The sequence below is a fragment of the Ornithinimicrobium sediminis genome, from assembly GCF_021272345.1.
GTDB lineage: Bacteria > Actinomycetota > Actinomycetes > Actinomycetales > Dermatophilaceae > Ornithinicoccus > Ornithinicoccus sediminis_B.
Genome location: NZ_JAJSDQ010000003.1, coordinates 209,267 through 234,569, shown reverse-complemented (window position 1 = coordinate 234,569; position 25,303 = coordinate 209,267). Strand labels below are relative to the sequence as shown.

General features: G+C 71.8%; 23 protein-coding genes and 1 tRNA gene. 7 read left to right on the top strand and 17 right to left on the bottom strand.

Translation table 11 applies throughout. The features are described 5' to 3' along the window. Positions 1-29: 29 nt before the first annotated feature. From LVO85_RS08885 to LVO85_RS08865, 5 genes are all read right to left on the bottom strand, one after another. Positions 30-1,214 (bottom strand): alpha/beta hydrolase-fold protein, encoded by a 1,185-nt coding sequence (locus LVO85_RS08885; RefSeq protein WP_232747070.1) that lies wholly within the window; start codon positions 1,212-1,214, stop codon positions 30-32. After that, positions 1,211-2,143, bottom strand: coding sequence for a type 1 glutamine amidotransferase family protein (locus LVO85_RS08880; RefSeq protein WP_232747069.1), 933 nt, complete (start codon positions 2,141-2,143; stop codon positions 1,211-1,213). The genes LVO85_RS08885 and LVO85_RS08880 overlap by 4 nt, the downstream gene beginning before the upstream one ends. Continuing rightward, positions 2,133-3,353 carry an ATP-grasp domain-containing protein gene (locus LVO85_RS08875; protein ID WP_232747068.1) on the bottom strand — a complete coding sequence of 407 codons (1,221 nt, stop codon included), beginning with the start codon at positions 3,351-3,353 and terminating at the stop codon, positions 2,133-2,135. The genes LVO85_RS08880 and LVO85_RS08875 overlap by 11 nt, the downstream gene beginning before the upstream one ends. 32 nt (positions 3,354-3,385) lie before the next feature. Further along, positions 3,386-5,629: an acyltransferase family protein gene (locus tag LVO85_RS08870; protein WP_232747067.1), complete on the bottom strand. Its 2,244-nt coding sequence runs from the start codon at positions 5,627-5,629 to the stop codon at positions 3,386-3,388. A gap of 193 nt (positions 5,630-5,822) precedes the next feature. Next, positions 5,823-6,638, bottom strand: a complete 816-nt coding sequence (locus LVO85_RS08865) for a hypothetical protein (protein WP_232747066.1) — start codon at positions 6,636-6,638, stop codon at positions 5,823-5,825. Positions 6,639-6,749: 111 nt separating this feature from the next. On the opposite strand from LVO85_RS08865, the gene LVO85_RS08860 reads away from it, so the two are divergent. Together LVO85_RS08860 and LVO85_RS08855 are read left to right on the top strand one after the other, a co-directional pair. Then, a complete protein-coding gene (locus LVO85_RS08860; protein WP_232747065.1) occupies positions 6,750-7,271 on the top strand; it encodes a peptidylprolyl isomerase in 522 nt (173 codons plus the stop codon). A 42-nt stretch (positions 7,272-7,313) separates the two neighbouring features. Then, complete coding sequence (locus LVO85_RS08855; protein ID WP_232747064.1) at positions 7,314-8,213, top strand: rhomboid family intramembrane serine protease; 900 nt, start codon at positions 7,314-7,316, stop codon at positions 8,211-8,213. Between the two features lie 82 nt (positions 8,214-8,295). On the opposite strand, the gene LVO85_RS08850 is transcribed toward LVO85_RS08855, so the two are convergent. Continuing rightward, on the bottom strand, positions 8,296-8,583 hold the full coding sequence (locus tag LVO85_RS08850; RefSeq protein ID WP_232747063.1) for a cell division protein CrgA: 288 nt from the start codon (positions 8,581-8,583) through the stop codon (positions 8,296-8,298). 68 nt (positions 8,584-8,651) lie between these two features. On the opposite strand from LVO85_RS08850, the gene LVO85_RS08845 reads away from it, so the two are divergent. Further along, positions 8,652-9,479: a DUF881 domain-containing protein gene (locus LVO85_RS08845; RefSeq protein WP_232747062.1), complete on the top strand. Its 828-nt coding sequence runs from the start codon at positions 8,652-8,654 to the stop codon at positions 9,477-9,479. Between the two features lie 275 nt (positions 9,480-9,754). Here the strand turns inward: LVO85_RS08845 and pknB are convergent, their stop codons facing one another. From pknB to LVO85_RS08815, 6 genes are read right to left on the bottom strand one after another with little or no spacing between them, the layout of a single operon-like run. Then, positions 9,755-11,824: a Stk1 family PASTA domain-containing Ser/Thr kinase gene (pknB, locus tag LVO85_RS08840; RefSeq protein ID WP_232747061.1), complete on the bottom strand. Its 2,070-nt coding sequence runs from the start codon at positions 11,822-11,824 to the stop codon at positions 9,755-9,757. Then, positions 11,821-13,278, bottom strand: coding sequence for a peptidoglycan D,D-transpeptidase FtsI family protein (locus LVO85_RS08835; RefSeq protein WP_232747060.1), 1,458 nt, complete (start codon positions 13,276-13,278; stop codon positions 11,821-11,823). The genes pknB and LVO85_RS08835 overlap by 4 nt, the downstream gene beginning before the upstream one ends. Further along, positions 13,275-14,633, bottom strand: a complete 1,359-nt coding sequence (locus LVO85_RS08830; protein WP_232747059.1) for an FtsW/RodA/SpoVE family cell cycle protein — start codon at positions 14,631-14,633, stop codon at positions 13,275-13,277. The genes LVO85_RS08835 and LVO85_RS08830 overlap by 4 nt, the downstream gene beginning before the upstream one ends. Beyond that, on the bottom strand, positions 14,630-15,961 hold the full coding sequence (locus LVO85_RS08825; protein ID WP_232747058.1) for a PP2C family protein-serine/threonine phosphatase: 1,332 nt from the start codon (positions 15,959-15,961) through the stop codon (positions 14,630-14,632). Before LVO85_RS08825 ends, LVO85_RS08830 begins: the two co-directional genes overlap by 4 nt. 6 nt (positions 15,962-15,967) lie before the next feature. Beyond that, on the bottom strand, positions 15,968-16,438 hold the full coding sequence (locus LVO85_RS08820) for an FHA domain-containing protein FhaB/FipA (RefSeq protein WP_232747057.1): 471 nt from the start codon (positions 16,436-16,438) through the stop codon (positions 15,968-15,970). After that, positions 16,435-17,349: an FhaA domain-containing protein gene (locus tag LVO85_RS08815; RefSeq protein WP_232747056.1), complete on the bottom strand. Its 915-nt coding sequence runs from the start codon at positions 17,347-17,349 to the stop codon at positions 16,435-16,437. The genes LVO85_RS08820 and LVO85_RS08815 overlap by 4 nt, the downstream gene beginning before the upstream one ends. 235 nt (positions 17,350-17,584) lie before the next feature. Between LVO85_RS08815 and LVO85_RS08810 the strand changes: the two genes are divergently transcribed. Continuing rightward, positions 17,585-17,671, top strand: a tRNA-Leu gene (locus LVO85_RS08810). A gap of 120 nt (positions 17,672-17,791) precedes the next feature. Further along, complete coding sequence (gene argG, locus LVO85_RS08805; protein WP_232747055.1) at positions 17,792-19,243, top strand: argininosuccinate synthase; 1,452 nt, start codon at positions 17,792-17,794, stop codon at positions 19,241-19,243. Between the two features lie 25 nt (positions 19,244-19,268). Here argG and LVO85_RS08800 read toward each other — a convergent pair whose 3' ends face one another. After that, positions 19,269-19,982, bottom strand: a complete 714-nt coding sequence (locus LVO85_RS08800; RefSeq protein WP_232747054.1) for a hypothetical protein — start codon at positions 19,980-19,982, stop codon at positions 19,269-19,271. A gap of 97 nt (positions 19,983-20,079) precedes the next feature. Here LVO85_RS08800 and LVO85_RS08795 point away from each other — a divergent pair, with 97 nt between their 5' ends. Further along, a complete protein-coding gene (locus tag LVO85_RS08795) occupies positions 20,080-20,733 on the top strand; it encodes an LON peptidase substrate-binding domain-containing protein (RefSeq protein ID WP_232747053.1) in 654 nt (217 codons plus the stop codon). Between the two features lie 31 nt (positions 20,734-20,764). Here the strand turns inward: LVO85_RS08795 and LVO85_RS08790 are convergent, their stop codons facing one another. Next, positions 20,765-21,736 (bottom strand): ornithine cyclodeaminase family protein, encoded by a 972-nt coding sequence (locus tag LVO85_RS08790; RefSeq protein WP_232747052.1) that lies wholly within the window; start codon positions 21,734-21,736, stop codon positions 20,765-20,767. Positions 21,737-21,807: 71 nt separating this feature from the next. Here LVO85_RS08790 and LVO85_RS08785 point away from each other — a divergent pair, with 71 nt between their 5' ends. After that, on the top strand, positions 21,808-22,476 hold the full coding sequence (locus LVO85_RS08785) for a nitroreductase (protein ID WP_232747051.1): 669 nt from the start codon (positions 21,808-21,810) through the stop codon (positions 22,474-22,476). 25 nt (positions 22,477-22,501) lie between these two features. On the opposite strand, the gene LVO85_RS08780 is transcribed toward LVO85_RS08785, so the two are convergent. The 3 genes from LVO85_RS08780 to LVO85_RS08770 all read right to left on the bottom strand — a co-directional run bounded on the left by LVO85_RS08780 (position 22,502) and on the right by LVO85_RS08770 (position 25,257). Further along, complete coding sequence (locus LVO85_RS08780; protein WP_232747050.1) at positions 22,502-22,921, bottom strand: hypothetical protein; 420 nt, start codon at positions 22,919-22,921, stop codon at positions 22,502-22,504. A gap of 166 nt (positions 22,922-23,087) precedes the next feature. Continuing rightward, positions 23,088-23,669: a cupin domain-containing protein gene (locus LVO85_RS08775; protein ID WP_232747049.1), complete on the bottom strand. Its 582-nt coding sequence runs from the start codon at positions 23,667-23,669 to the stop codon at positions 23,088-23,090. 58 nt (positions 23,670-23,727) lie between these two features. Beyond that, a complete protein-coding gene (locus LVO85_RS08770) occupies positions 23,728-25,257 on the bottom strand; it encodes an alpha/beta fold hydrolase (RefSeq protein ID WP_232747048.1) in 1,530 nt (509 codons plus the stop codon). Positions 25,258-25,303 lie beyond the last annotated feature (46 nt).

The following is a 25,303-nucleotide window of genomic DNA, read 5'->3' as shown; positions in this document are numbered from 1 at the left end:
GACCCCCTCCGGGTCCGGTCCTCGCGAGACTACTCGTAGACGAAGCGCTGTGGGCCGGGGAAGATCCACGACAGGCCGTCCCGCAGCCGGTCGCGCCAGTTCTCCCATGAGTGCCCGTCCCGCGCCTCGACATACCGCACCGTCGTGCCGGTCGACTCGAAGACCGGCACCATCGAGCGGTTGTGGACGATGAGCGGCTCGTAGACGCCACAGGTCATGAACATGCGCTCGGCGACCTTGCGAGGGCGCTCGCGGTAGCGGTTCATGAACTTCACGACGGGGTCGAAGGCCGGGCCTCCACCGTGCTCGTCGCCGATGTCGGTGAAGACGAACGAGCCCGACTGCAGCAGCAGCGAGCCGACCAGGTCGGGCTTGCGGTAGGCGACGGACAGCGAGGCGACGCCGCCGAAGCTGGCCCCCATCAGGCAGCGCGCGTCGGGTCGGTCGATCAGCGGGAGCCGCTCGTGCAGCGACGGGATGAGCTCGGCGCTGATGTGGCGGGCGTGCGCGGCGTAGTTGGGGTACTCCCGCAGCCGGTCGGCGGGGTTGGAGAAGACGACGATGGTCTCGGCCATGTCGAGCCGGTGGATGAGGTTGTCCAGCACGGTCTTCATGGCGGCGTAGTTGAGGTAGTCGTCACCGTCGTGCACGACCAGCAGCGGGTATGACGTGGTGCGGCGGAAGCGTGCCGGCAGGTAGACGCGGCTGGTGGTGTTGCGGCGCAGCGCCTTGGAGTGGAACTGCAGGTCGTGCAGCTCGCCGGGGCGGGAGTCGGGGTCGTGCAGCACCCAGTCGGGGGTGGTGTAGCCGACCGCGTGGCACACCGACGACGACCCGACCGGGCTGTGCGCGACGTGCGGGTTCAGCGGGTCGTTGAGGTGCTCGTAGTGCTCCCCGCGGCGGATCTCGAGCTGGTACTCCACCCGGGAGCCCTCCGGCAGCTCGATGGTGACCCACCACAGGGACAGACCGGGCACCCGCTTCATCGGCACCCGCTGCGGCTGGTTGACGATGCGGTGCCGCACCCAGACCTCGTCGGCCTCCCCGCGGAACAGGAAGGTGCACTTGGAGCCCTCGACGACGGGGACGGCGTGCTCGGCGACGAAGGCGTCCACCGCCGCCTCGTCGAGGCCCTCGGACTCCCGCAGCCGGTTGATCGCGAGCTTGTGCCGCCGCCGCTGCTTGCTCGGGTGCTCCACGGGCGTGGTCGTCATGCCGCCTCCAGGGGCTGGGCGGAGCCTGCGGGTCCGATGACCGTCGCGCCCGCGGGCAGCCGTCCGTCCGCGCCGACGTGGACCTGCGCGCCGGCATCCAGCAGCAGGCACCGCGAGGGGGCGAACCGGCGGGCCAGGATCGCCATCCGGTCGTGGTTGGCCAGGTCGAGGCGCTCACGGGCCGACGGCAGGGCCACGGTCTCCTTGACCAGCCCCAGACCAGGAGCGAACACCTCGGCCACGGCCGGGCCGTGCGCGGCCCGGTCGTGGAAGAGCACGACGCGCTCGGTGAGCGCCATGGCACCGGCGCCCCAGGCGACGACCGGCACGTCCAGCGCCGGCGCGATGTTGAACAGGTGCAGCGCGCCGAGGAGCACCCCCACGTGGCCGCCGGGGATGACGACGGCCTCCACGTCGCTCAGCTCGACCGCGATGGCCTCCCGCGCCTCGGCCAGCTCGGCCCGCTCGTGTGGTGTGGTGCGCGACCAGAACTCGGCGTGCACCTCGGCGACCCGCTCCAGGTGCCGGGCGTCCAGGTCACGCACGATGCGCTCGGTGTCCGCCAGGGCGGTCTCCATCACCCAGGCGTTGCGCGGCGTGTGCTGGTGCAGCTCGGTGATCGCCGCCATAGCATGGTCCAGACCCTGCAGGTAGAGCTGCTGCATCTCCTCGAGCACGTCGCGGCGCTCGCGGTCGGCCTCGGCGAACTCCGGGTCGGCCTCCCACAGCTGTTGCATGCGACGCCACAGGTGCAGGTTGTGGCTCCGGCCGCCGAGCATGCTGTCGAGCAGCTCGTCCTCGGGCTCGCGCTCCTGCCAGCCGGCGTTGACCGTCGCGAACGGGCCGTGCAGGCCCAGCGAGGCCACGACCTCGTCGAGACGAGGGGTGCGCTGGGGGCCGAGGAAGGTGATGTGCGGCTCAGTGGGCATGGACCTGCACGCTGCTGCCGACGTCGTCGAGCATCGTGCGCAGCACGTCGTAGTCCGGGTGCCGCATACGGATCCAGGCGTTGGCCATATAGCCGTTGGCCACCGGCTGGGTGGGCGTGCCCGACCCCGGCAGGTGCGCGTCGATGATCCATCGACCCATGCGGTTCTCCACGTCCTCCAGCCCGGAGTAGTGGCTGATCGTGCCGTCGCGGTCGGGGCGCAGCGCGATGATGCCGGCGGAGTGGCTGCGGGTGGGCCGGATGTCCGTGTGGCCGTAGAGCACGGCCTCGGCCCAGGCCCGGTAGACGTCGATGTCGTTGCCGGCGGAGTAGAGGTCCCAGCAGCCCACCCCCGGCGGGCGGGCGCCGATCTCGCTGAACCTCAGACCCTTGGGGCCGTGGAACCACTCCATGTGCGTGGCGGAGGTCTGGATGCCGAGGGCCTGCACGACGGTGCGGCCCATCTCACGGATCTCGTCGTAGAGCCCTCCGCTGTCGATGCGGTTGGTCGCGATGTACTGCGGTGAGACCCACCGCGTGCGCATCGCCTCGAGCACGCCCGGGTAGTAGTGCGAGGCGAAGTCGAGAGCGGGCTCGCCGTTGATGCTGATGGTGTCGTAGAAGCCCTCGTGGCCCTCCACGAACTCCTCGACGGCGATCGAGGTGGTGCCGTGGCCGAACTGCCCCAGCGCCTCCTCGAGCTGGCTGTCGTTGTCGACCCGGCTGGTCGCGGCCGCGCCCGCGCCGTCCCGGGGCTTGAGGACGAGCGGGTAGCCGACCTGTGCGGCGAAGGCGCGGATCTGCTCCACGTCGTCGGCGGCGACCGAGGCGGCCGTCGGGACGCCGGCCGCCCGCAGGGCCTCCTTCATCGACGGCTTGTCGCGACACAGCCAGGTGGTGTGCACGGAGGTGCCCGGGATGCCGGTCGCCTCGCGGACCATGGCCGCGGGCATCATGTGCGACTCGATGGTCGACTCCAGGCGGTCGACCCACACCCAGCTCTGCAGGCGGCGGACGACGTGCGTCATCGCCTCCAGGTCGGTGACCGAGCCGACCTGCTCGTAGTGACCCATCCACGACCTGAGCTGGTCGTCCAGATACTCCGCCGGGGTCTCGCCGACGCCCATCACGAACGCCCCTGCCTCCGCGAGTGCGCGCACGAACTCGCGCTGGCTCTTCGGGAAGTGCGGCTCGACGAAGACGATGTTCACGTCACCGAGCCTGCCATAAACGCAGGCAGGCGTCAGCCCTCTCCGCGGGCCAGTGCGTCGAAGGACTCGGCGACCACCTCGGCATACACGTGCATGCCGTCGATGTCCGGGTGGATCCGGTCCGACTGGAGGGTCTCCGGCTGCGCCGTGGCTGCCGCCTGCCAGTCCCCGACGACGACGTTGGGGCGGTCGGCGGCGATCTCGGCGATGACCTCGTTGGAGCCGGGCACGAACGTGCTGGAGCCGTAGAGGTTCATCAGCACCACGCGCCGGTCGGGGCCGAGTGCCTCCACGAACGCCCTGGCCTGCTCCTCGTCGACACCGGCGTTGGTGCCGAAGTGCACCACCACGTTGTCGCGCACGGACCCCTCGGCCAGCGCCTGCTCCAGGACCGGCAGGGCGTCCTTCCACTGCCGGTTCGACTTCGCGGCATAGCTGATGTCGGGGAAGCGGTAGGACAGGCCGTCCCGGCTGGTCACGACGAGGGAGTCACCGATCGCCGTGAGGTCCTCCCCGGCCGGCACCAGCAGGCCGTCCTCGTCCTCGGTCCAGCCCCAGTCGGCCGCAGCACCCGATGCGGGCTGCTCGGCGGCCTCCGCCCCCTCGTCGGCCTCCTCCTCGAGGGCCTCCTCGGTCTCATCCTCCAGGGCCTCGTCGACGGCCGGAGCCCCGGCGTCCTCCTCGAGGGCCTCCTCGGTCTCATCCTCCAGGGCCTCGTCGACGGCCGGAGCCCCGGCGTCCTCCTCGAGCGGCGTCGCCATGGTGCCCAGGGCGAGCCCGCGCGCCGCCTCCACGCGGGCGGCCGAACCGGTCACGGGTGCGTTCATCGCTGCCTCCGCCGCCTCGATCTGGCGCTGCGTCTCCGACTTCTCCGGTGCCGTGAGCACCGCCACCACCGTCAGCAGCAGGACCAGCGCCAGCCCACCGGCCACCAGGCGGGGCAGCCGGGAGTGGGTCCAGGGGGTCGCGAGCCAGCGCACGGCGCTCCGCAGCGGCGCCAGGAAGCCGTGTCGGCGGATGGGGGTCTCCACGAGCCGGTAGGACAGCTCGGTGATGACGAAGGAGACGAGCAGCGCCGTGGAGATCACCAGCCAGCCGCGCAGGGTGCCGTGGGCGAAGGGCACGAGCGCCGCCGCGATCACGAGCACCGGCCAGTGCCACAGGTAGAGACCGTAGGACCGGCTGCCCAGCCAGCCCAGCACCGGCAGGCTCATCCACAGCCGCCACGGGCTGTTGCTCTCGAGCAGGCCGGCGATGAGGACCACGGTGGCCAGGCAGGCCAGCAGGATGCCTCCGCGGAAGGTGAAGGCGGTGGCCTCCGTGAGCCAGACCATGAGACCGACCAGCGTGAGCAGCGACAGGCCCACGGCCGCTCCTCGCCAGCGCCGCCACGTCTCGGTGCGCAGCCAGGCCCGCTCCGGACCGGCCCAGGCGAAGGCGAGGGCCACGCCGAGCATCAGGCCGAAGGCGTGGGTGTCGGTGCCGTAGTAGACGCGGGTCGCGTCCTCGCCAGGGGTGTAGAGGACGGCCATCGCGGTGGCGGAGGCCAGGGCGAGCCCGCCCGCGACGTAGAGACGGTGCCGGGTGCCGGAGGTCAGGGCCAGCACGAGCACCAGGCCGAACGGCCACAGCAGGTAGAACTGCTCCTCGACCGCGAGCGACCAGAAGTTGACGAAGAGCAGCGGGGAGGTGGAGTGGAAGTAGCTCGCCCCGGCCACGATCTCCACCCAGTTCGTCGAGAAGGTCAGGGCACCGAAGGTCTGCCGTCCGATCGCGACGAGCAGGTCGCCGCCCACCACCCGGGCCGCGGCGACGCTGAGCACGACCACGGTGAACAGGGCCGGCAGCAGACGTCTGGCCCGCCGCAGCCAGAAGCGCGGCAGGTCGATCCGGCCGCGCTGGGCGAGCTCGCGCATGAGCAGGGTGGTGATGAGGAAGCCGGACACGACGAAGAACACGTCGACCCCCAGGAAGCCCCCGGGCAGCAGGGCAGGGGTGTAGTGGAAGACCAGCACGCCCAGGATCGCCAGTGCCCGGATGCCGTCGAGGCCGGGGATGTGACCGGGCCGTGGGTCGATGCCGCTCGGGCCACGAGGGCCGCCGCCGCGGCGCGTCACGCGCCCGGTGTCGACCTGGGGCCGGGGTGGGGCGTGGGGGGTGACGGGCGGGGGCCGGCGCGACCGGGCGGGTGCCTCCAGCAGGTCGACCGTGCCCGGGGGCCGGCCGTCCTCGCCCTCGGGCCGCTCTCCGTAGGCAGGGCGTGCCGGAACGGTCACGGGCGACCCCCCTTTCGGCGACACGGGCGAACGGGTCTGCTACACGGCGAGCGTAGGAGCAGCAGACGCTTCCGTGGCGACGCCACGCGGGACAGGAGTGAAAACTGAGGTCACCGACGGGAGTGCTCCCGCGGGGACGACGAAGGGCGGTGACCACCTCCCGGGTGGTCACCGCTCTGCCGTATGTCGTGGCTCAGGCCTGCGGCTTGTGCTCCTCGGCCTCTCCCTCACCGAAGTCGGTGCCGAAGCCGGTGCGCGCGTCCGGGTCGGTGCCCGGCACGTCGTCCTCGACCGGCTCGACGGGCGTGGCCTGCACACCGGCGCCGGGAGCGGGAGCAGCGACCTCGGGGGCCGCCGCGCCCGGGGCGACGTCCTCGCGCACCTGGGTGTCCACGCCCGGTGAACCGCCCACGGGCCGGTCGACCGTGCCGGCCCAGGGGTCGGTCACGTCCTCGTCCTGCTTCTGCGACAGGTAGTAGGCCACCGCCGCACCCACCGCGGCGAGCACACCGAAGGTCAGCAGCACGCCGCCCTTGCGGCTCTTCTTCTTGGGCGAGCCGGTGACGGCCGCGATGGGACCCTCCTGCCGGGACAGAATGTCGTCCTTGGCGACCTGCACGGAGCCGATGAGCTCCTGCAGCTTGGGCAGCAGGTCGTCGACGATGCTGTCGCGAGCGTGGTCGACCTTGGGGCCCAGGTGCGCCAGGCCCTCCTGGGCACGGGGCACGGCGGTGTCGATGCCCCGGTCGACGCCCGACACGGCAGCGGCACGGGCGTGGACAGCCTTCTCGGCGGCCACCTCGCGGGCGTGCTGGGTGCGGTCACGGGTCACGCTGGCGGCCGCCTCGGCCCGGGGCGCCACGGCCTCGGACACGGCGTGCATCAGCGAGCTCGCCGCGTTGAGGACGGTCTCGCCTGCCTTCTCCCCCGCGGCTGCTGCGTGCGCGCCGGCGTCCTTGGCATGGGACACGGCCTTGTCCTTGGACTTCTCGGTGTTGGTGCGAAGCACGGAAACCCTCCTCTGTGAGTTCTTGCCCCCATCCTGCCCCTTTACGCTGGCCTAATCCACCCGACCCCCGGGGCCGCCGGAGCCCTGAGCAGGCGTGGGAGGATGTGTGTCATGAACGTCACGTTGCACACGAACCACGGCGACATCGCCATGACCCTGTTCGCCGACCACGCCCCCAAGACCGTGGCCACCTTCGTGGGACTGGCCGAGGGCTCGCTGGACTACTCCGACGACGCCGGCCGCAGCAACCCGCAGCCCTTCTACGACGGCCTGGTCTTCCACCGCATCATCCCGGGCTTCATGATCCAGGGCGGCTGCCCCCTCGGCGAGGGGATGGGTGGCCCCGGCTTCACCTTCGACGACGAGATCAGCCCCGACAAGCACTTCAACGTCCCCTACCTGCTGGCCATGGCCAACGCCGGCAAGCGGATGGGCAAGGGCACCAACGGCTCCCAGTTCTTCATCACGGTCGAGCCCACCCCGTGGCTGCAGGGCAAGCACACGATCTTCGGTGAGGTCGCCGACGCCGACAGCCGCGCGGTCGTCGACGCGATCGCCGCCGTGCCGACCGGCCGCAACGACAAGCCGGTCGAGCCTGTCGTCATCGAGCGCGTCAGCGTCCAGCAGGACTGACGACCGCCACGGTCGGCCAGCGACCACACTCCTCGCGCCCCAGTGACGTCCTCCCCGCAGCAGGAGCCGGCCCCCACCGGGCCGCCGGTGTGCCCCCGCCACCCCGACCGGGTGGCCTACGTGAGCTGCCAGCGGTGCGGGCGTCCGACGTGCCCGGAGTGCCAGCGGCCGGCCGCGGTCGGCATCCAGTGCGTCGACTGCGTCGCCGAGGCACGCCGGAGCGCCCCCCGGCCCACCTCACGCTTCGGGGCGCCGGCGCGCCCGGACACCCGCCCCGTCGTCACCCTGACGATCATCGGCGTCTGCGTGGTCGTCTACCTCGGCCAGCGGCTGAACCCCCAGGTCACCAGTGAGCTGATGTTCGTGCCGGTGCTCACGGTGCAGGAGCCGTGGCGGATGCTGACGGCCGCCTTCGTGCACTCGCCGACCAGCCTCTTCCACATCCTGTTCAACATGTATGCCCTCTACATCATCGGCGGCTACCTGGAGCCGATGCTGGGGCGGCTGCGCTTCGGGGTGCTCTACTTCGTGAGCGCGCTGGGCGGGTCGGTGGGCTACGTCCTGCTGGCCACCGGACAGGGGTGGCTGACCCCGACCGTCGGGGCCTCGGGGGCGGTCTTCGGGCTGTTCGCCGCGGTGCTGGTGCTCAACTGGCACCTGGGTCGCGACACAGCCGGCATCCTCGTGCTGCTCGCCATCAACGGCGTGATCGGCTTCGTCATCCCCAACATCGCCTGGCAGGCCCACCTCGGCGGCGCCGTCACCGGGGCGGCCGTGGCAGGGGTGCTGGCCCTGACCGCCGCCAAGGGTCGCGACCCTGCTGCAGTGCGCCGCCGCTCCCTGCAGTGGCCGCTGTTCGTCGGCATCGTGATCCTGCTGCTCGCCGCCGCGAGCTGGCGGGTCGAGCAGGTCCAGGGCCTGTTCACCATGGTGGGCCGCTGAGTTACACCCCTGTAGTTATCCCCATCCTGTGGATAACGTGTGGGCAACACCCACCCCGTGGGGGTACACCCACCCCGTGGGGCTACTTCCAGCGCGTGGACATCAGGAAGCCCACCATGATGAGGGACATCCCGATGGCGAGGTTCCAGTAGCCGATCGGTGCCGGCAGGGCACCCTGGGTGATGTAGAAGGTGGAGACCCACAGCACCCCGGCGATCATCAGGCCGGACATCACCGGCACCCACCAGGACGGGTTGCCGACGCGCTGCTTCTTCGGCTCTGGACGGCCCTGCGCCTGAGCCCTCGTCGCAGGGTCGCCGGAGTGCTTCGACGGCTTGTTGGCTCCGGGACGGCCGGTGGACTCAGGCACGGTCAGGCTCCTCGATCGTGGATGGTGCACACAGGATACGTGCTCGGCGGCGGGATACCCTGGCGGTGATGCCCTCGGAGACGCCGACCCCGCGCACCACCCGGCACGGGTGGGGCTGGGCCGTGCCCGTCATGGCGCTCGGCGCCGGTCTCCTCTTCGGCACCTCTGCGGCCCTGGCGAAGGGTGCCGACTTCCCGGGACAGCCGGGCAGCCTGCCCGAGCTGATCCAGCAGCGCACGCAGCAGGTCGAGGCACTCAGCCGCGACGCGAGCCGGCTGAGCACGCAGATCGACGAGCTCGAGCGCCGGTCCGGCACCTCGATCATCTCGACCGACATCTCCGCCGACGCCGACGAGCTCGCCCCCGTGGTTGGGCTCGGCCCGGTGGAGGGGGCGGCTCTGCGGGTGACGCTCGACGACGCCGGCTACACGCTGGACACCCTCCCGGAGGGGTACACCGTCGACGACGTCGTGGTGCACCAGCAGGACGTGCAGGGAGTGGTCAACGCCCTGTGGGCCGGAGGGGCCGAGGCGTTGATGATCCAGGACCAGCGGGTCGTGTCCACCAGCGCGGTGCGCTGTGTGGGCAACACGCTCTACCTGCAGGGCCGGGTCTACTCACCGCCCTACGTCATCACCGCCATCGGTGACCTCGACGCGATGTCCACGTCCCTGGCCGAGGACGACATCGTCAGCAACTACCGCGCCTGGTCTGCTGCGCTCGGCCTGGGCTACCTCGTCGAGTCTCTGGACACCGTGCAGATGCCCGGCTTCTCCGGGTCCGTGCGCCCGGAGCACGTGCAGATCGTCGGTCCCGACAGCAACTCGGTCGACGACACCTCCACCCCAGGCGAGGACGAGCCCGACCCCGGCACCGCGGAGCTCAACCAGCGCTGACGGCCGCACCACGGGCCGGCGACCGGTGGGTGAGGGGCGCTCGGCACGTCGGCTGCCGACGACGCGTGGTGAGACGGGGTGGTGGAGCGTTCCGGTGCTGTCCTCTCTGACCAGTGCTGCACTGGAGGGCAGCACCGGTCAGACAAGGCGGCACCGGTCCGAGAAGGCAGCACCGGTCAGACAAGGCAGCACCGGTCAGACAAGGCGGCACCGGTCGGACTCCACAGCACCACCGGATGGCAGGTCGGCCTCGATGCCCCGGGCAGGCAGCGCCGTCAGGGTGAGCCTGGGTTGCCCGGGGGGTCGGACCCGCGGCCGCCGGAGCTGTTCGACCCGGGCCCGGTGGGCCGTGGCGGAGCCAGGCCCTCGTCGGGTGGCTCGGTCTCCTCCGGGTCCGTGGTCTCCTCCGGGTCGGTGGTCTCCTCGGGGTCGGTGGTCTCCTCGGGGTCGGTCGTCTCCTCCGGCTCGGTGGGAGTCACGGTGACCGTCTCGGGAGGAAGGGTGACGGTGGGGGCGGTCGCCCGGGCCACGATGAGCCGGACCTCCGTGCCGTACTCCACGACGTCGCCGGGTGAGGCGGACTGCTCGAGCACCGTGTTGGGCGCCGACTCGGTGGAGTCGCGGTACTCCGTGACCGGGCTGAGCCGGTTCTGCCGCAGGTCGCTCACCGCGTCGCCGAGGTCACGGCCCACCACGTTGGGCACCTCGACCTCCCCGCTGGCCACGACCAGGGTGACGGGCTCGTCGGGGCTGACCTCGTCACCGGCCGGCGGGTCGGTGCGCACGACCCGGCCCGCCTCGAACTCCGGGTCGTCCACCTCCTCGACGTCGTCGGCGACGGTCAACCCCTCGTTGGTGAGGATGGTGCGTGCGGCGTCCTGTGCGAAGCCCTCCACGTCGGGGATCTCGATGGCGTCAGGACCGCTGGAGACCGTGACCACGACGGTCGACCCCTCGTCGACCATCTGGTTGGGGCCGGGGTCCTGCTCGATGACCTCGCCCTCCGGCTCCTCGTCCTCGACGCGCTCGACGTCCGCCTCCAGGCCGTCCTCGGCCAGCCGGTCCACCGCCTGGTCCTCGGTCAGGCCGACGACGAAGGGCACCGCGACCTGCAGCACCTCCTCCTCGTCGCCGGGACCGAGCACCTGGAACACCACGAACCCGATGGCGGCGAGCGCAAGCAGCGCCAGAGCGCCGAGCATGAGGTAGCCGCCGCCGTGGCGCTCCTCCCGCACGGGGATCTCGTCGGTGCGCTCGTAGCCGTCGTCCACCGGGGCGCCGCGTCGACCCATGGCCATGGTCGCCTCGTTGCCCGGACCGTATGCCGGGGCACCGCCGACCACCTCGGTGGCACCGTCGTCACGGACGGCGGAGGCAGCGGCCGCGCCGGCCACACCACCTGCCGCAGCGGCACCGACGACCCGGGCGAGGGTGCGCTCGGCACCATCGCTGATCCGGCCACCGGTGCGCGCGGCGACGAGGTCGTCGCGGAAGGCGCCGGCGCTCTGGTAGCGCGCCTCCGGCGTCTTCTCCAGGGCATGCAGGGTGATCGCGTCCAGGGCACGGGGCAGCCCGGGCTGGTGCGCCGACGGTGCCTTCGGCTGCTCGCCGAGGTGCTGGTAGACCAGCGACACGGGGTCACCCTGGAACGGTGTGCGACCGCACAGCAGCTCGTAGAGCAGGCAGCCGGTGGAGTAGAGGTCGGAGCGTGCGTCGACGTCCTGGCCCTGGGCCTGCTCCGGGGAGAGGTAGCGCGCCGTGCCGAGCACCGCCTGGGTCTGCGTCATCGTGGCCGCGGTGTCCGCCAGCGCCCGGGCGATGCCGAAGTCCATGACCTTGACCGCTCCGCCACGGGTCACCATGACGTTGGCCGGCTTGATGTCGCGGTGCACGATGCCCTTCTCGTGGGCGTAGTCCAGCCCCGCCAGCACGGCCGCGGTGATCCGGGCGGCCTCGTCAGGGTCGAGCACCCGCTCCTCGTTGAGCAGGTCACGCAGGGTGCGGCCCTCGACGTGCTCCATGACGATGTAGGGCACCTGCACCGGGGCCCCACCGCTCTCGTGGGCCAGCTGCTCCCCGGAGTCGTAGACGGCGACGATCGAGGGGTGGTTGAGCCCCGCCGCGGCCTGGGCCTCGCGGCGGAAGCGAGCCAGGAAGGAGGTGTCCCGGGCCAGGTCCGAGCGGAGGATCTTGATGGCCACCGACCGGCCCAGGCGCAGGTCGTGACCGACGTGCACCTCCGCCATCCCGCCGCGCCCGATGAGCTCGCCGAGCTCGTAGCGGCCCCCCAGCACGCGGGGCTCGACGAACTCCCCGTCCGGGGGGGTGGGAGTGGTGTCGTTCATCGCTGCACTCCTGACTGAAGCACGTCACGACCGACGGGGGCGGCCACCCGGCCGCCGCTCTCGCCGGTCCAGTCCTCGCTGGCGCTCTCCACGACCACGGCGACCGCGATCTGCGGGTCGTCGGCGGGTGCGAAGCCGGTGAACCAGGCGTGCGCCGCACCACTCGTGCCGAACTCCGCGGTGCCCGTCTTGCCGGCGACCGGGACCCCCGGGATCGCGGCGGCCCGGCCCGAGCCGTTGTCGACCACGTCGACCATCATGTCCGTGAGCTCCTGTGCTGTCGTCGCCGAGACCGCCCGGGACAGACGTGAGGGGTCGGTCTCGTCGATCACGTCGAGGTCGCCGTCGCGCACGGTCTGCACGAGGTAGGGCTGCATGACCTCGCCCCCGTTGGCGATCGCCGCCGAGACCATCGCGACCTGCAGGGGGGTGACCCGCACGTCGTACTGCCCGATGCCGGTCAGGGCCAGCTGCGCGGCGTCGGCGTCCTCGGGGTAGACGCTGGGGGTCACCGGCATCGGCACCTCGATGTCCTGCTCGAAGCCGAAGGCCTGCGACTGGTCGTCGAGAGCCTCGGTGCCCATCTGGCCTGCGAGCCAGGCCATGGAGGTGTTGCAGGAGACCCGGATGGAGTCGGCGAGCGACACCTCGTCGGTCGGGCCGCAGGTGCCGCCCTCGAAGTTGGGCAGGTCGGTGGAGGTCCCCGGCAGCGTGTAGGTCTGCGGGCCCTCCAGCAGGCTGTCGGGGGCGAACTCACCCGACTCCAGGGCGGCGGCGGCGACCACGAGCTTGAACGTCGACCCCGGGGGATAGAGGTCCCCGGCGATCGTGCGGTTCACCAGCGGCCGGGTGGGGTCCGCGTTGAGCGCCTCCCAGGCGTCCTCGACGGCCCCGAGGTTGTGCGAGGCCAGCGAGTTCGGGTCGTACGACGGGTGGCTGACCATGGCCAGCACGGCCCCGGTGCGGGGGTCGAGGGCGACGACCGCGCCGCGCCGGTCCCCCAGCGCGGCAGCCGCAGCGGCCTGCACCTGCGGGTCGACGGTGGTCTCGACCGCGGCACCGGTCGGGGTGGTGCCGGTGACCAGGTCGACGACACGGCGGTAGAAGAGGCTGTCGTCGGTGCCGGCCAGCACCGAGCTCATCGCCCGCTCCAGGCCGGCACCCGCGCCGTAGGTGAAGGAGTAGTAGCCCGTGACGTGGCCGTAGAGCTCGCCCTGGGGGTAGGTGCGGATCCAGCGCAGGTCGTCGTCGGTCGGCTGCGAGTCGGCGATCGCGTTGCCCTCGACGAGGATCGCCCCGCGGTCGCGGCTGTAGGTGTCGAGCAGGGTGCGCCGGTTCTGCGGGAGCTGGCGCAGGTCGTCGGCCTGCACGAACTGGATCCAGCTGGTCGAGAGGAGCAGGGCGGTGAACATCGTGAAGACGAGCAGCGCCAGGCGGCGGATCGGGGTGTTCACGTGCCACCCCCCACGGGCTGCTCGGCCCGGCGCACCGGCTCGACCGGCCGCTCGGAGACCGGCCGGCGGGCGTGGTCGCTGATGCGCAGCAGCAGGGCCACGATGATCCAGTTGGCCAGCAGCGAGGACCCGCCGGCCGACAGGAACGGCGTGGTCAGGCCGGTGAGCGGGATGACCCGGGTGATGCCGCCGATGACGACGAAGCACTGCAGCGCGATGGAGAAGGACAGGCCGGCCGCGAGCAGCTTGCCGAAGCCCTCGCGGGCACCGATGGCGGTGCGCAGCCCGCGCTCCACGAGCAGGGCGAACAGCATGATCATTGCGAAGATGCCCACCAGGCCCAGCTCCTCGGCGAAGCTGGCCACGATGTAGTCGCTGTTGGCGAAGTAGGTCTCGTAGGGGTAGCCCTCTCCGAGACCGGTGCCGAACAGCCCGCCGTGGGCCATGCCCATCACCCCGCGGGCGACCTGGTCGCTCAGTCCCGGCGCGAAGGGGTCCAGCCACAGGTCGACCCGGGTCTGCACGTGGCTGAACAGCCGCCACGCGATGTAGGCGCCGCCGGCGAACAGGGCCAGGCCGATGACCACCCAGGAGATGCGCTCGGTGGCCAGGTAGAGCATCGCCACGAAGAGGCCGAAGAAGAGCAGCGAGGAGCCGAGGTCGCGCTGCGCGACGAGGATCAGCACGGACAGGCCCCACGCTGCCAGGATCGGGCCGAGGTCACGGCCACGGGGCAGCTGCAGGCCCAGCACGCGGGTGCCCACCAGGGAGAGCGCGTCACGGGTCTGCACCAGGTAGCCGGCGAAGAAGACGGTGAGCGCGATCTTGGCGATCTCACCGGGCTGGAAGGTGAAGCCGAAGAGCGAGATCCACAGCCGTGAGCCGTTGATCTCCAGCCCGACGACCGGCAGCATCGGCAGCAGGAGCAGCACGAAGCCGAGCGCCATCGCCGTGAACGTGTAGCGCCGCAGCACGCGATGGTCGTGGACCAGCCAGAGCACCCCGGCGGCCACTGCGATCGACACCGCCGTCCAGATGAGCTGGCGGGTGGCGGCACCGCTGCCGGTGCCGATGTCGATGCGGTGGATCATCACCAGGCCCAGCCCGTTGAGCAGCGTCGCGATGGGCAGCAGGAGCGGGTCGGCATACCGCGCGCGGTAGCGGATGACCAGGTGGAAGGCGACCGTGACGACGAGGAAGCCGACGCCGTGCGCGACGAGCCCGACCGGCAGGGAGCCGCTGGTGGACAGCCCGACGTTGGCATAGGCGAGCAGCACGATGGCGATCGCGAAGACCAGCAGCAGCAGCTCGGTCGTGCGGCCCGTGGGGGGGCGCACGTCGGTGACGGTGCTCACGGCTCGTCACACCCCTCGGGCAGCACGGTGAGGGACGGCGCGGTGGTCGCGGTGGCGTCCTGCGGCAGCGGCAGCACGAGCTCGCTCTCCCCGGTCGGCGGCACGACCGGGATCGGGGTGCAGTCGAGCGCGACGAGGGAGCGCAGCTCGGCCACGATGTTGTCGGCGTCGGCCCGGTCGTCGGCCGAGAGGGTCGAGCGCACCCTGCCCTGGTAGTAGTCGGGCAGGTCGGCGACGGCCAGGTCCACGGTCTGCTCGGGCGTCGACAGCGCCCACGGCCCCAGGTCCTGGGAGACGCCGCGGAAGATGGTCACCTGACCGTCGACCTCGCCGACGAAGTACTGCTCCTGGCTCCACTCGTAGGAGGCCCAGGCGCCCCCGGCGACCACTACGGCGACCGCGACTGCGAGCAGCCCCCGGCGCAGCCAGGTGAGCAGGGAGGAGCCGCTGTCCTCCTCCGCCAGTGTCGGGGCCTCCGGCTCGCCCTGCGTATGCCGTGCGAGGGCGGCCGCCTTCTCGGCCGGGGAGGGCGTGCTGCTGGCCGGGGTGGTGCCGAGCTCGCTGACCGCCCCCACCACCTGCGGCTGCGTGCTGCCGTCGCCGGGACGGACCACGTCGGCCACGATGACGGTGACGTTGTCGCGCACGGAGGCGCGCAGGGCGATGGCCACGAGCTGGTCGGCGATGTCACCGGGGGACCCCGGGCTGCGCAGGATGTCGGAGACCGTCGACTCGGCGACGTAGTCGGTCAGCCCGTCGGAGCACAGCAGCAGCCGGTCGCCCGCCTGGAGCTCGCGCATGGACAGGTCGGGGTGGTCCTCCACCCTGCCGGTGAGCACGCGGGTGACCAGCGAGCGCTGCGGGTGGTGCAGCGCCTCCTCCGCGGTGATCCGGCCCTCGTCCAGGAGCTGCTGCACGAACGAGTGGTCCCGGGTGATCTGGGTGACCCGGGTGCCGCGGCACAGGTAGGCCCGCGAGTCGCCGATGTTGGCCACGGCCAGCTTGCTGCCCGAGCGGAGCATGGCGATGCACGTGGTGCCCATGCCGCCGGCCTCGGTGTCGTCGTGGCTGACCTCGGCGAGCAGGTCGTTGGCGTCCATGACGGCGTTCTCGAGGATGTCGAGCATGTCGTCCGCGCCGTGCGACTCCCCGTCGAGGTGCACCAGCTCGCCGACGACCAGCGAGCTGGCGACGTCACCGGCCGCGTGACCTCCCATGCCGTCGCACAGCACGAGCAGCTCGGGCCCGGCATACGCGGAGTCCTCGTTGCGGGACTTGGCGCCGAGGCCGATGTGGGAGCGCGCGGCATACCTGAGGGCGACGGACATGGCGGTCTACCGGCGCAGCTCGAGGACGGTCTGCCCGATCCGGATCTGGGAGCCCGGCTCCAGCCGGTAGCCGGTGTCGATCCGGCGCTGGTCGACGAAGGTGCCGTTGGTGGAGTCCAGGTCGTCGGCGTACCACGCGTCCGAGCCCGGATAGATGCGCAGGTGGCGACCCGAGGCGAAGTCGTCGGTGAGCACGAGCGTGCACTCGGGGTTGCGGCCGATGAGGATGCCGTCGGAGTGCAGCGGCACGGTGGTGCCCCGCAGCGACCCGGCGACCACCGCCAGGTGGGTGGGGCCGGCCTGGCCCTTGCCGCGCCCCGGCCTGGGGGCGCGCGCGTCGGCGCGCCGCCCCTGGGTGCGGGTCTGCACCTTGGTGCCGTAGAGGTCGGCCCGCAGCGCGCCGACGATGGAGAAGACGAACGCCCAGAGCAGGGCGAGCAGGCCGAGGCGGATGACGTTGAGGGTGAGCTCGCTCATCGCGCCCGATCCACGTGGAAGGTCACGGTCGTGCGGCCCATCGTGATGCGGTCGCCGTCCTTGAGCTCCTCCGCGCCGACCTGGTCACCGTTGAGGTAGGTGCCGTTGGTCGAGCCCAGGTCGCGCAGGTGGACCTCCAGCCGGGGGCCGTCGTGCGAGATGCGGATCTCCGCGTGCCGGCGGCTGACCCCGGGGTCGTCGATGATCACCGCCGCGGACTCGTCACGGCCGAGCGTGGTGACGGCCGCGCCCAGGCCGACCCGCCGGCCGTCGACGTCCAGCCAGGCGGCCGGCCCCCGGCCGGAGTGCTGGCGCGGCCTGCGCGGCGCGGTGGAGGCGGGGAAGGTGCGGGTGTCGCCCTCGCCGGAGGCTGCCGGAGCCGGGGCGGACCGGGCTGCCACGGGAGGCTGGCCCGGGGGACGCTGGTGCGGGCCGGGTGGGGCCGGCGACGGTCGCGCGGACGTGCTCCCCTGCGGAGGTCGCTGGGGGGAGCGGGGCGCCTGCGGCGGAGCGTCGGCGCGCCGGTCGGTGGGGCGTCGGCCGTCCTTGGAGGCCGGACGCACCCGGAAGATGCCGGTCTCCAGGTCGTCGGCGCTGGTCAGCCGCACGGCGAAGGGGCCGGGCGTGATGTAGCGCTGTGCGTCGGCGTGGTCCTCGGCCGCGGCCACCAGCTCGTCGGTGAGCGCGCGGTCGTAGGAGGAGAGGCGCTCGTAGTCGGTCTCGGCGAGCTCGACGGTGAAGACGTTGGGCACCATGGTGCGGCCCGGACCCAGCACGGCGGCCCGCTCGTCCATCGCGCCGCGGATGTGCGAGGCGATCTCGACCGGCTGCACCTCAGCCTTGAAGACCTTGGCGAAGGGCCCCTTGACGGCACGCTCGAGGTTGCGCTCGAGGTTGTCGAACAGTCCCACGGCGCCACTCCTCTCGGGTTGCTCGGTGCTCGGCACGCCGGGGCCCGGCAGTCGGCCTGACCCCTAGTGATCGTATCTGCCACCCCCCTGCCCACGTCGCACGCCGTCGGGGCGGGGTGCCGCCGGACCGGGCGGCGTGAGCCCGGACGGCAGCCGTCTGCGGTTGGCGCCGGTGCCCTGCAGCCGCACGGATGTCGGTGCCCACCGCGCACCGTGCTAATCTTTCCCGGCACTCGCGCGAGTGGCGGAATAGGCAGACGCGCACGGTTCAGGTCCGTGTGCCCGGAAGGGCGTGGGGGTTCAACTCCCCCCTCGCGCACCAGCGGACGAAGCCCCAGGACAGGTCCTGGGGCTTCGTCCCATGTCCGGGGTCCGGCGGCACGTGCGGCCGCGGCGCCCGCAATTTGCATAAGTATGCCGATCAACGCATACACTCTGCTGCATGTCCAAGGTCCTGACCCACATCCCTGTCGGCGAGCACGTCGGCATCGCCTTCTCCGGCGGCCTCGACACCTCGGTCGCGGTCGCGTGGATGCGTGAGAAGGGGGCCGTCCCCTGCACGTACACCGCCGACATCGGGCAGTACGACGAGCCCGACATCGCCACCATCCCCGGGCGTGCCCAGGAGTACGGCGCCGAGCTGGCCCGCCTGGTCGACTGCCGGCCCGAGCTGGTCGAGGAGGGCCTGGTCGCCCTGGCGTGCGGCGCCTTCCACATCCGCTCCGGCGGGCGCACCTACTTCAACACCACACCGCTGGGCCGTGCCGTCACCGGCACCATGCTCATCCGGGCGATGAAGCAGGACGGCGTCAACATCTGGGGCGACGGGTCCACCTTCAAGGGCAACGACATCGAGCGCTTCTACCGCTACGGCCTGCTGGCCAACTCACAGCTGCGCATCTACAAGCCCTGGCTGGACGAGGCCTTCGTGCACGAGCTCGGCGGCCGCGACGAGATGAGCCAGTGGCTCCACGAGCGCGACCTGCCCTACCGGGCCAGCAAGGAGAAGGCCTACTCCACGGACGCCAACATCTGGGGCGCGACCCACGAGGCCAAGGCCCTGGAGCACCTCGACGCCGGCATGGAGATCGTCGAGCCGATCATGGGCGTGCGCTTCTGGGACCCCGACGTGGCCATCGAGAGCGAGGACGTCACCGTCTCCTTCCGCGACGGCCGTCCCGTCGCGGTCAACGGCGACGACTTCGGCGGCGACGCGGTCGCGCTCGTCATGGAGCTCAACGCCATCGGCGGACGGCACGGCCTGGGGATGAGCGACCAGATCGAGAACCGCATCATCGAGGCCAAGTCGCGCGGCATCTACGAGGCACCCGGCATGGCGCTGCTGCACATCGTCTACGAGCGGCTGGTCAACGCGGTCCACAACGAGGACACCATCGCCGCCTACCACGCGCAGGGCCGCGCGCTGGGCCGGCTCATGTACGAGGGGCGCTGGCTCGACCCGCAGGCCCTCATGATCCGTGAGTCGCTGCAGCGCTGGGTGGCCTCCGCGGTGACCGGTGCGGTGACCCTGCGGCTGCGCCGAGGGGAGGACTACTCGGTCGTCAGCACCGACGGCACCGCCTTCTCCTACCACCCGGACAAGCTGTCGATGGAGCGGGTCACCAACGCGGCGTTCGGTCCCACCGACCGGATCGGCCAGCTCACCCTGCGCAACCTCGACATCGCCGACTCCCGCGCGCGGCTCGAGCAGTATGTGGCGATGGGCCTGCTCGGCAGCGGCGGAGCAGCCACGTCCGCCCTGGGGCTGGCCACCACGTCGCTGGTGGGCGAGCTGACCCCCGGCGGGGCGGAGCGCATCGCCGGCGGCGTCGGCCCCACCGAGGACGAGGAGGAGGCGCTGGACTGGGCGGCCATGGAGTTCGGCACCGACTGACTGCGGCTGCCGGCGCGGGCAGGTCTCAGCCCCAGACCCGCAGCGGCCCCAGCTCCTCGAAGCCGGCGCTGCGTGCGGCGGCCCGCTCCTCGGCGCCCGCCTCGTAGCCGACCAGCGGCAGCCCGGGGTGCACGTCGAGCGCCGCCCCGACACAGCCTGCCCACACCTGCGCCGGTGGCAGCCCGTGCCCGAAGACGTGGGACAGGCCCAGCACCGGACCGGTCCGGTTCAGGACGGCCCCGGCGACCGGCTCGCCGTCGGCGTAGCCGCCCAGCACGACGACGTCGGCCGCGTCCAGCAGGCCGGGGTGGAACAGGCCGGCCGACGGGCCACCCGCGTCCCAGGAGACCTCCCAGCGCCGCAGGTCGGCCACGTCCCGCACCGGCTGCCAGTGGACGTCGCCGTCGGCGCGGGGTCTGGGGCCCCCGGCATCGCGCCAGACCCAGGTCGCCTCGAACAGCACCGCCAGGCCGACCGGGCGCAGGTCGACGTCGGCGAAGCTGTCCTTGACCGTCCACCCCGGGCCGCTGTCGACCGCGTCGGCGATGCGTAGTGTGCGCTGCCCGACGTCGAGGGTGACGGCGTCAGGGTAGGAGGGCGGGGTGCGCTCCGGGCAGCTCCACAGGCCGGGCTCGTAGCGGCCCTGCAGCCCGTGGGTGCGGCACAGCACGTGGCACCAGTGGGCGTTGTTGCGGGCGGCGAGGCGCGTCCTGCCGTCCCTGTCCATGGCTCGGTCCATGGCTCGCGATCCTCGTGGGGCGGTGTGCACGGGTCAAGCCTGCCCGTGCCACCCGAGGGGGTGGGGCCAGGTCGGTCCTGCCGCCGTACGCTGGAGCATGGCCACGTTGCCGCTCTTCCCGCTGGGCACCGCCCTCATGCCGGGGTCGCTGCTGCCGCTGCAGGTGTTCGAGGAGCGCTACTTCGACCTGTTCCACGAGCTCATCGAGTGGCAGGGGGAGCGCGACCCGGTGTTCGGCGTGGTGGCTATCAAGGAGGGCTACGAGGTCGGCAGCGAGGGGGCCCGGGCGCTGCACTCCGTGGGCTGTGTGGCCCGCCTGCAGCGCGTCGCGGTGCTGCCCGGGGACCGGCTGCTCACCGTGTCGGAGGGCACCTCGCGCTTCATGCTCAACGGCCTCGACGAGGCAGCAGGCACGCCGTACCTCACCGGCACGGTCACGCACCTGGGCGAGCCGGAGGGTGACCCCGGCCAGGTCGGGCGGCTGGCCGACCTGCTCCGCTCGGCGGTGGCCACGTATGCCGCCACGGTCGGTGGGGAGGACCCGGAGGTCCCCGACGACGACCGGCAGCTGGCCTACTGGCTGCCCCAGGCCGTCACCCTCGACCTGCACGACCGCCAGTCGCTGCTGGCCAGCCCGGACACCGAGGCCAGGCTGCGGCTCGGCCTGGGGCTGCTGCGCCGAGAGCTCACCCTGGCGAGCTCGTTCAACGTCGTGGGCTACGAGGCCGACAAGCCGATGTGGCTCAACTGACGCCGGTGGCTCCCGACCGCTGCCCAAGCCGTCAGGGGAAGTCGATCCAGCGGCCGACACCCTGGGCGACGGCCCGGTCGTAGAGCAGCCCGCCCAATGCGACGTCCTCGGTGGCGATGCCCATGTTCATGATGACGCGACGACCCTCGGCGGGGACCTCGACGTGGCCGGCCACGATGGCGGCCAGCTCGGCGTCCGGCTCCCGGAAGCCGGCGAAGTGGCTCGACTTCGCACCGACCGCGGAGTACTGCCCGAGGTCGTCGACCGCGAAGAAGGACGCGTCGTTGAAGACGGAGGTGGCGATCGCGTCGTCGTAGTCGACCGGGAGGACCAGCGCGTCCTCGGACGTGCCGGCGCAGTCGAGCTTGGGGTCCATCGGCCGGGTCACGGTGGTGATCACCAGGTCGGCGCCGGCGAGGGCGTCGACCTCCGAGGTCGCCGTGTAGAGCTCACGTCCGCCGGCGAGGTCGGCCATCGCCTCGGCCTTGCTGAGGGTGTGGTCGTAGACGCGCACCTGCTCCAGGCCCGGGTAGCTGTGGACCGCGATGTCCAGGTGGGCCCGGCCCTGCACCCCGCAGCCGATGACGGCCAGCGTCCGCGGCTCCTCCTGCACGTGCCGCATCGTGACACCGGACGCGGCCGCGGTGCGCTTCTCGGTGACCCAGCCGCCGTCGACGAGGGCGATCGGCCGGCCGGTCTCGGCGTCGGTCATCACCAGCACGCCGTAGATGTAGGGAAGCCCCTTGGTGCGGTTCTGCTCGTAGCCCGCGACCCACTTGATGCCGGCGCGGTCGGACCCGCCCAGGTAGGCGGGCATGGCGTTGATGAAGGCGTCGGAGCGGGGGGCCACCTTGGGCTTGGGCGGGTTCTGCACCTGCCCCTGCGACTTCTGGACGAAGGCGTCGTCCAGCACGTCGATGATCTCCGGCCAGGTCACCCCCATCCCCTCCAGGTCGGCACGGTTGAGGACGAGCATGCCGGTGTCGGCGGTGGGTGCGGTCATGGTCGTGACGCTACCTCGCCCGAGGGCCCTGGCCAGGGTCGAAGGTCACGTGTCTGCCTATGCTCGCCACCATGGATGTCACGACGGCCCTGCAGCAGCGCGTCTCGACCCGCCGGTTCCGGCCCGACCCCGTCGACGAGCAGACCGTCCGCGAGCTGCTCGAGGTGGCCCGGTGGTCACCCTCCGGCGGCAACCTGCAGCCCTGGCGGGTGGTCGTCGTCGCCGGCGAGGAGCGGCAGGCGGTCGTGGACCTCGCCCGGCAGACCCAGGCGGAGGGCCGTGACGGGGGTGGCGAGGAGTTCCCCGTCTACCCCTCCCCGTTGCACGAGCCCTACCGCACCCGCCGCTTCGCCATGGGTGAGCAGATGTATGCCGTGCTGGGCATCCCGCGGGAGGACAAGCCGGGCCGTCTCGCCCACGTCGCGCGCAACTTCGAGTTCTTCGGCGCCCCGGTCGGCGTCTTCTTCGTGGTCGACCGGCGGCTGGGGCACGGACAGTGGGCGCACCTGGGGATGTTCATGCAGTCGCTGGCCCTGGCGGCCACCGAGCGCGGCCTGGCCACCTGCTTCCAGGAGTTCTGGGGTGTGGTCCGGGCGCCGCTCGCCGAGCACTTCGGGCTGGACGAGCACCACACGGTCTACTGCGGCATGGCCCTCGGCCACGCCGACGAGCACGAGGTCAACCGGCTGCGCACCGAGCGCGCGCCCGTCGAGGAGTTTGCCGAGCTGCGCGGCTTCTGAGCTCTCGTTCCGGCAGCCCGTCCGGTCAGTCGCATCTGACGTTGGGGTTCACCGGCTCGAACATCCCGTCGGGGTTGCCCTGCCAGACCCACGCGTGCAGCGTGTGGAACGGAGGCCCGCCTGAGTGGGGGGCGTCGAAGCCGCGGCCGAGGAGTGTGGCCGACGCGTCCCAGGTGGCGTACTCGACGGCCACCAGCCGCAGAGTGCCGTCCGCGCGCGGTGCGTAGACCAGGATCTCCGGGGAGCTGGCATCCAGGTCCCCGGCGGTGGCGGCGACACCACGCTGGTAGTGGTAACCCATGTGCGGCACGCACGGGGAGGAGAGCCGGTAGCCATCGGAGACCGCCGCGTCGAGGTCATGGTACTTCGCGGTCGATGCCCGGACCTGCGCCAGTACGGCACGGTCGTGGGCGTCTTTCCTGTCGTCCGGGGAGGCGGTGGCCACGGGTGTACCGGCGGCGAGGACGAGCGCGCACAGTGCTGCGACGGTCCGGGGGCGGGTACGGAGGGATGGGCCAGTCGTTGCCATTCTGTGACTCCTTTGTGTGTCCGGTCGTCCACGCGACCGGTGGGTGGGTATGTCGTCGGGGGGAGGGGGTCGAGGCAGCTCCTCAGCGCGAGGCCGGCTCCTGGCGTGCAGGAGGCGGACCGAGGACGTCGATCCCGTGCCGGCTGCAGGCGTCGGCGACCTGGCCGGGGTGGATCTCGACGGGCTCGGGTAGCCGAGCCTCGGCCATCTCGAGACCGAGATGGCCGACGAGCTCGATGAAGCTCGGTGCGCTGCGGCGGCCCGCCACCACGGTCAGGAAGCGCGCCGTGGTCGACTCGACCTGGAAGGTGTGGGCCACCCGGCATGGCAAGGCGAGCACGGCGCCGGCCTCACCGTTCACGACCTTGCCGTCGAGCTGGAAGCGGACGGACCCGTCGATGACGTAGAAGAGCTCGTCCTCCTCGCGGTGCACATGCAGCGGAGGCCCGAAGCCCCTCGGAGCGAGGAACTCCACGGCCCCGAGCCCGGAGGCCGAGTCGCCGGGCTCGACCTTGACCGTTGCGAGGTGGTTGAGGAACGCTCGGTGCACCCCGGCTCCCTCGGGAAGGTGCTGGAAGCGGCTGAGGTCGTCGTCACTGGAGCTGACCGGGGGCTGGTTCCTGCACTTGCTGGCGTGCTCTGACTGGCTGGCTCTGATGCTCATGACGGCACTCTGCGACGACACCCTTCAGAGAACCTTTCGGTCCCACCCTCGGACGGGCTCAGGCCTCCAGCTCAGCCATCGCCGCGTCGTAGCGCTCCTGTGCGACGGCCGCCTCTCCGTGCCGACCGTCCGCACGCAGCCGCAGGACGAGGAGCCGGTGCGCGTGCTCGTCATAGGGGTCCAGCTCAAGCACCCTTCGGAGCAGGACCGCAGCTTCCGCCGCTGCCGTGGTCTGCTCGGCTACACGTCGCGCAACCGTGACGAACCGGTCGCGCATCTCTTCCCGCAGGGGCCGGGTCCAGTCCTCGTAGCGGTCCTCGGGGAGGAGCTCTGCGTAGGACTCCACGACCTGCCTGTCGTCGCTGAGCCCGAACCACTCCTCCACGTCGATCTCGAGCGACTCCAGGTCCAGGCGCACCGTCGACCGGTCGGCGACGACAGCGCCGTGCAGCACGCGTCGAGCGGCGGACAGCTGCACCGAGAGCCTGGCGCCGAGACGACCAGACTGCTCATCGGGCCACAACGTGTGGAGCAGCTCCTCCCGTGGCACGGGCCAGCCGCGGGCGACGATGAGACGCTTGAGCAGTGTGCGAGCCCGCCGGGACCCCCAGGAGCCGAGCGGCACCGCCTGCCCGTCCACGACGACCTCGAACCGGCCCATGGCCACGACCCTGACGGCATGCCGCGGGCGCTCTCCGCGCGTGCTGGGGGGAGAGACACGTGCCTGAACCCTCCCCGTGGTGAATCGCTCCACAGCGTCACAGAGCGCGTCCAGGTCACCTGCGAAGGTCCAGTGGTCCTGCCCGGGCAGCTCCTCGATCCGCACATCAGCGCGGGCCCGCCTGAAGAGCGCGTACGTCTCCCGTGCCCGCGCGAGAGGTATGACGGGGTCGTCGGTGCGGTGGACGATGAGCACCGGCGCCTCGACGCGACCCACCACCTCGCGGGCGTCCATGTCGCCGTTGGTCCGGAAGAGGTCGATCAGCGCGTCGCGGCTGGCGCTGTGCCGCTCGTAGTGCGGCCACCAGGCACAGAACTCGGGGTCGGTGAGCAAGGAGGGGCCGAAGTGGGCCACGCTGCGCGACTGCGGTGTGCCCCAGGTCTCGACGAATGCCCGCCAGCGCTCGCGAGCCGCCGCCATGCCCTCGCGGGTGCTGCGAGCCCGGCGCTGCTCCGACGACAGCAGGGACGCTGCCGTGCCCTCGAGGACGAGGCCCTCGACCCGCTCGGGGTAGGTCGCGGCGAACATGATGGCCATCGGGCCGCCCTCGGAGACGCCGTGCACGAAGGCCCGCTGGACCCCGGCGGCGTCCATGACGGCCAGTAGCTCGTCGACCCGCTCGTCGAGGCCGGGGATGTCGAGCGAGCGGTCCGAGAGCCCGGTGCCCCGCTTGTCGAAGACGACCTGGCGCGAGAACGCGGCATACCGCTCGAACATTCGCCGCATGACCGGCGACTCCCAGGCCAGCTCGACGTTCTGAGCCATCGGCGGCACCCCGCAGATGGTGACCGGGCCGTCGCCGTAGACCGTGTAGGCCACGGACGACCCGCTCGCCTGCGCGAACCGGACCTCGGGCACCTCGCCCATGCCGTCCTAGCCAACCACACCAGGGCGGCGAAGACCCCCGTCACCG

Bases quoted from the DNA above. Each gene is read 5' to 3' on its own strand.
- LVO85_RS08845 (WP_232747062.1), top strand. From the start codon at position 8,652: ATGCCCTCGGAGACGCCGACCCCGCGCACCACCCGGCACGGGTGGGGC.
- pknB (WP_232747061.1), bottom strand. From the start codon at position 11,824: ATGAACGACACCACTCCCACCCCCCCGGACGGGGAGTTCGTCGAGCCC.
- LVO85_RS08800 (WP_232747054.1), bottom strand. From the start codon at position 19,982: ATGGACCGAGCCATGGACAGGGACGGCAGGACGCGCCTCGCCGCCCGC.
- LVO85_RS08860 (WP_232747065.1), top strand. From the start codon at position 6,750: ATGAACGTCACGTTGCACACGAACCACGGCGACATCGCCATGACCCTG.
- LVO85_RS08785 (WP_232747051.1), top strand. From the start codon at position 21,808: ATGGATGTCACGACGGCCCTGCAGCAGCGCGTCTCGACCCGCCGGTTC.
- LVO85_RS08790 (WP_232747052.1), bottom strand. From the start codon at position 21,736: ATGACCGCACCCACCGCCGACACCGGCATGCTCGTCCTCAACCGTGCC.
- LVO85_RS08775 (WP_232747049.1), bottom strand. From the start codon at position 23,669: ATGAGCATCAGAGCCAGCCAGTCAGAGCACGCCAGCAAGTGCAGGAAC.
- argG (WP_232747055.1), top strand. From the start codon at position 17,792: ATGTCCAAGGTCCTGACCCACATCCCTGTCGGCGAGCACGTCGGCATC.
- LVO85_RS08880 (WP_232747069.1), bottom strand. From the start codon at position 2,143: ATGCCCACTGAGCCGCACATCACCTTCCTCGGCCCCCAGCGCACCCCT.
- LVO85_RS08795 (WP_232747053.1), top strand. From the start codon at position 20,080: ATGGCCACGTTGCCGCTCTTCCCGCTGGGCACCGCCCTCATGCCGGGG.
- LVO85_RS08820 (WP_232747057.1), bottom strand. From the start codon at position 16,438: ATGAGCGAGCTCACCCTCAACGTCATCCGCCTCGGCCTGCTCGCCCTG.
- LVO85_RS08825 (WP_232747058.1), bottom strand. From the start codon at position 15,961: ATGTCCGTCGCCCTCAGGTATGCCGCGCGCTCCCACATCGGCCTCGGC.
- LVO85_RS08885 (WP_232747070.1), bottom strand. From the start codon at position 1,214: ATGACGACCACGCCCGTGGAGCACCCGAGCAAGCAGCGGCGGCGGCAC.
- LVO85_RS08770 (WP_232747048.1), bottom strand. From the start codon at position 25,257: ATGGGCGAGGTGCCCGAGGTCCGGTTCGCGCAGGCGAGCGGGTCGTCC.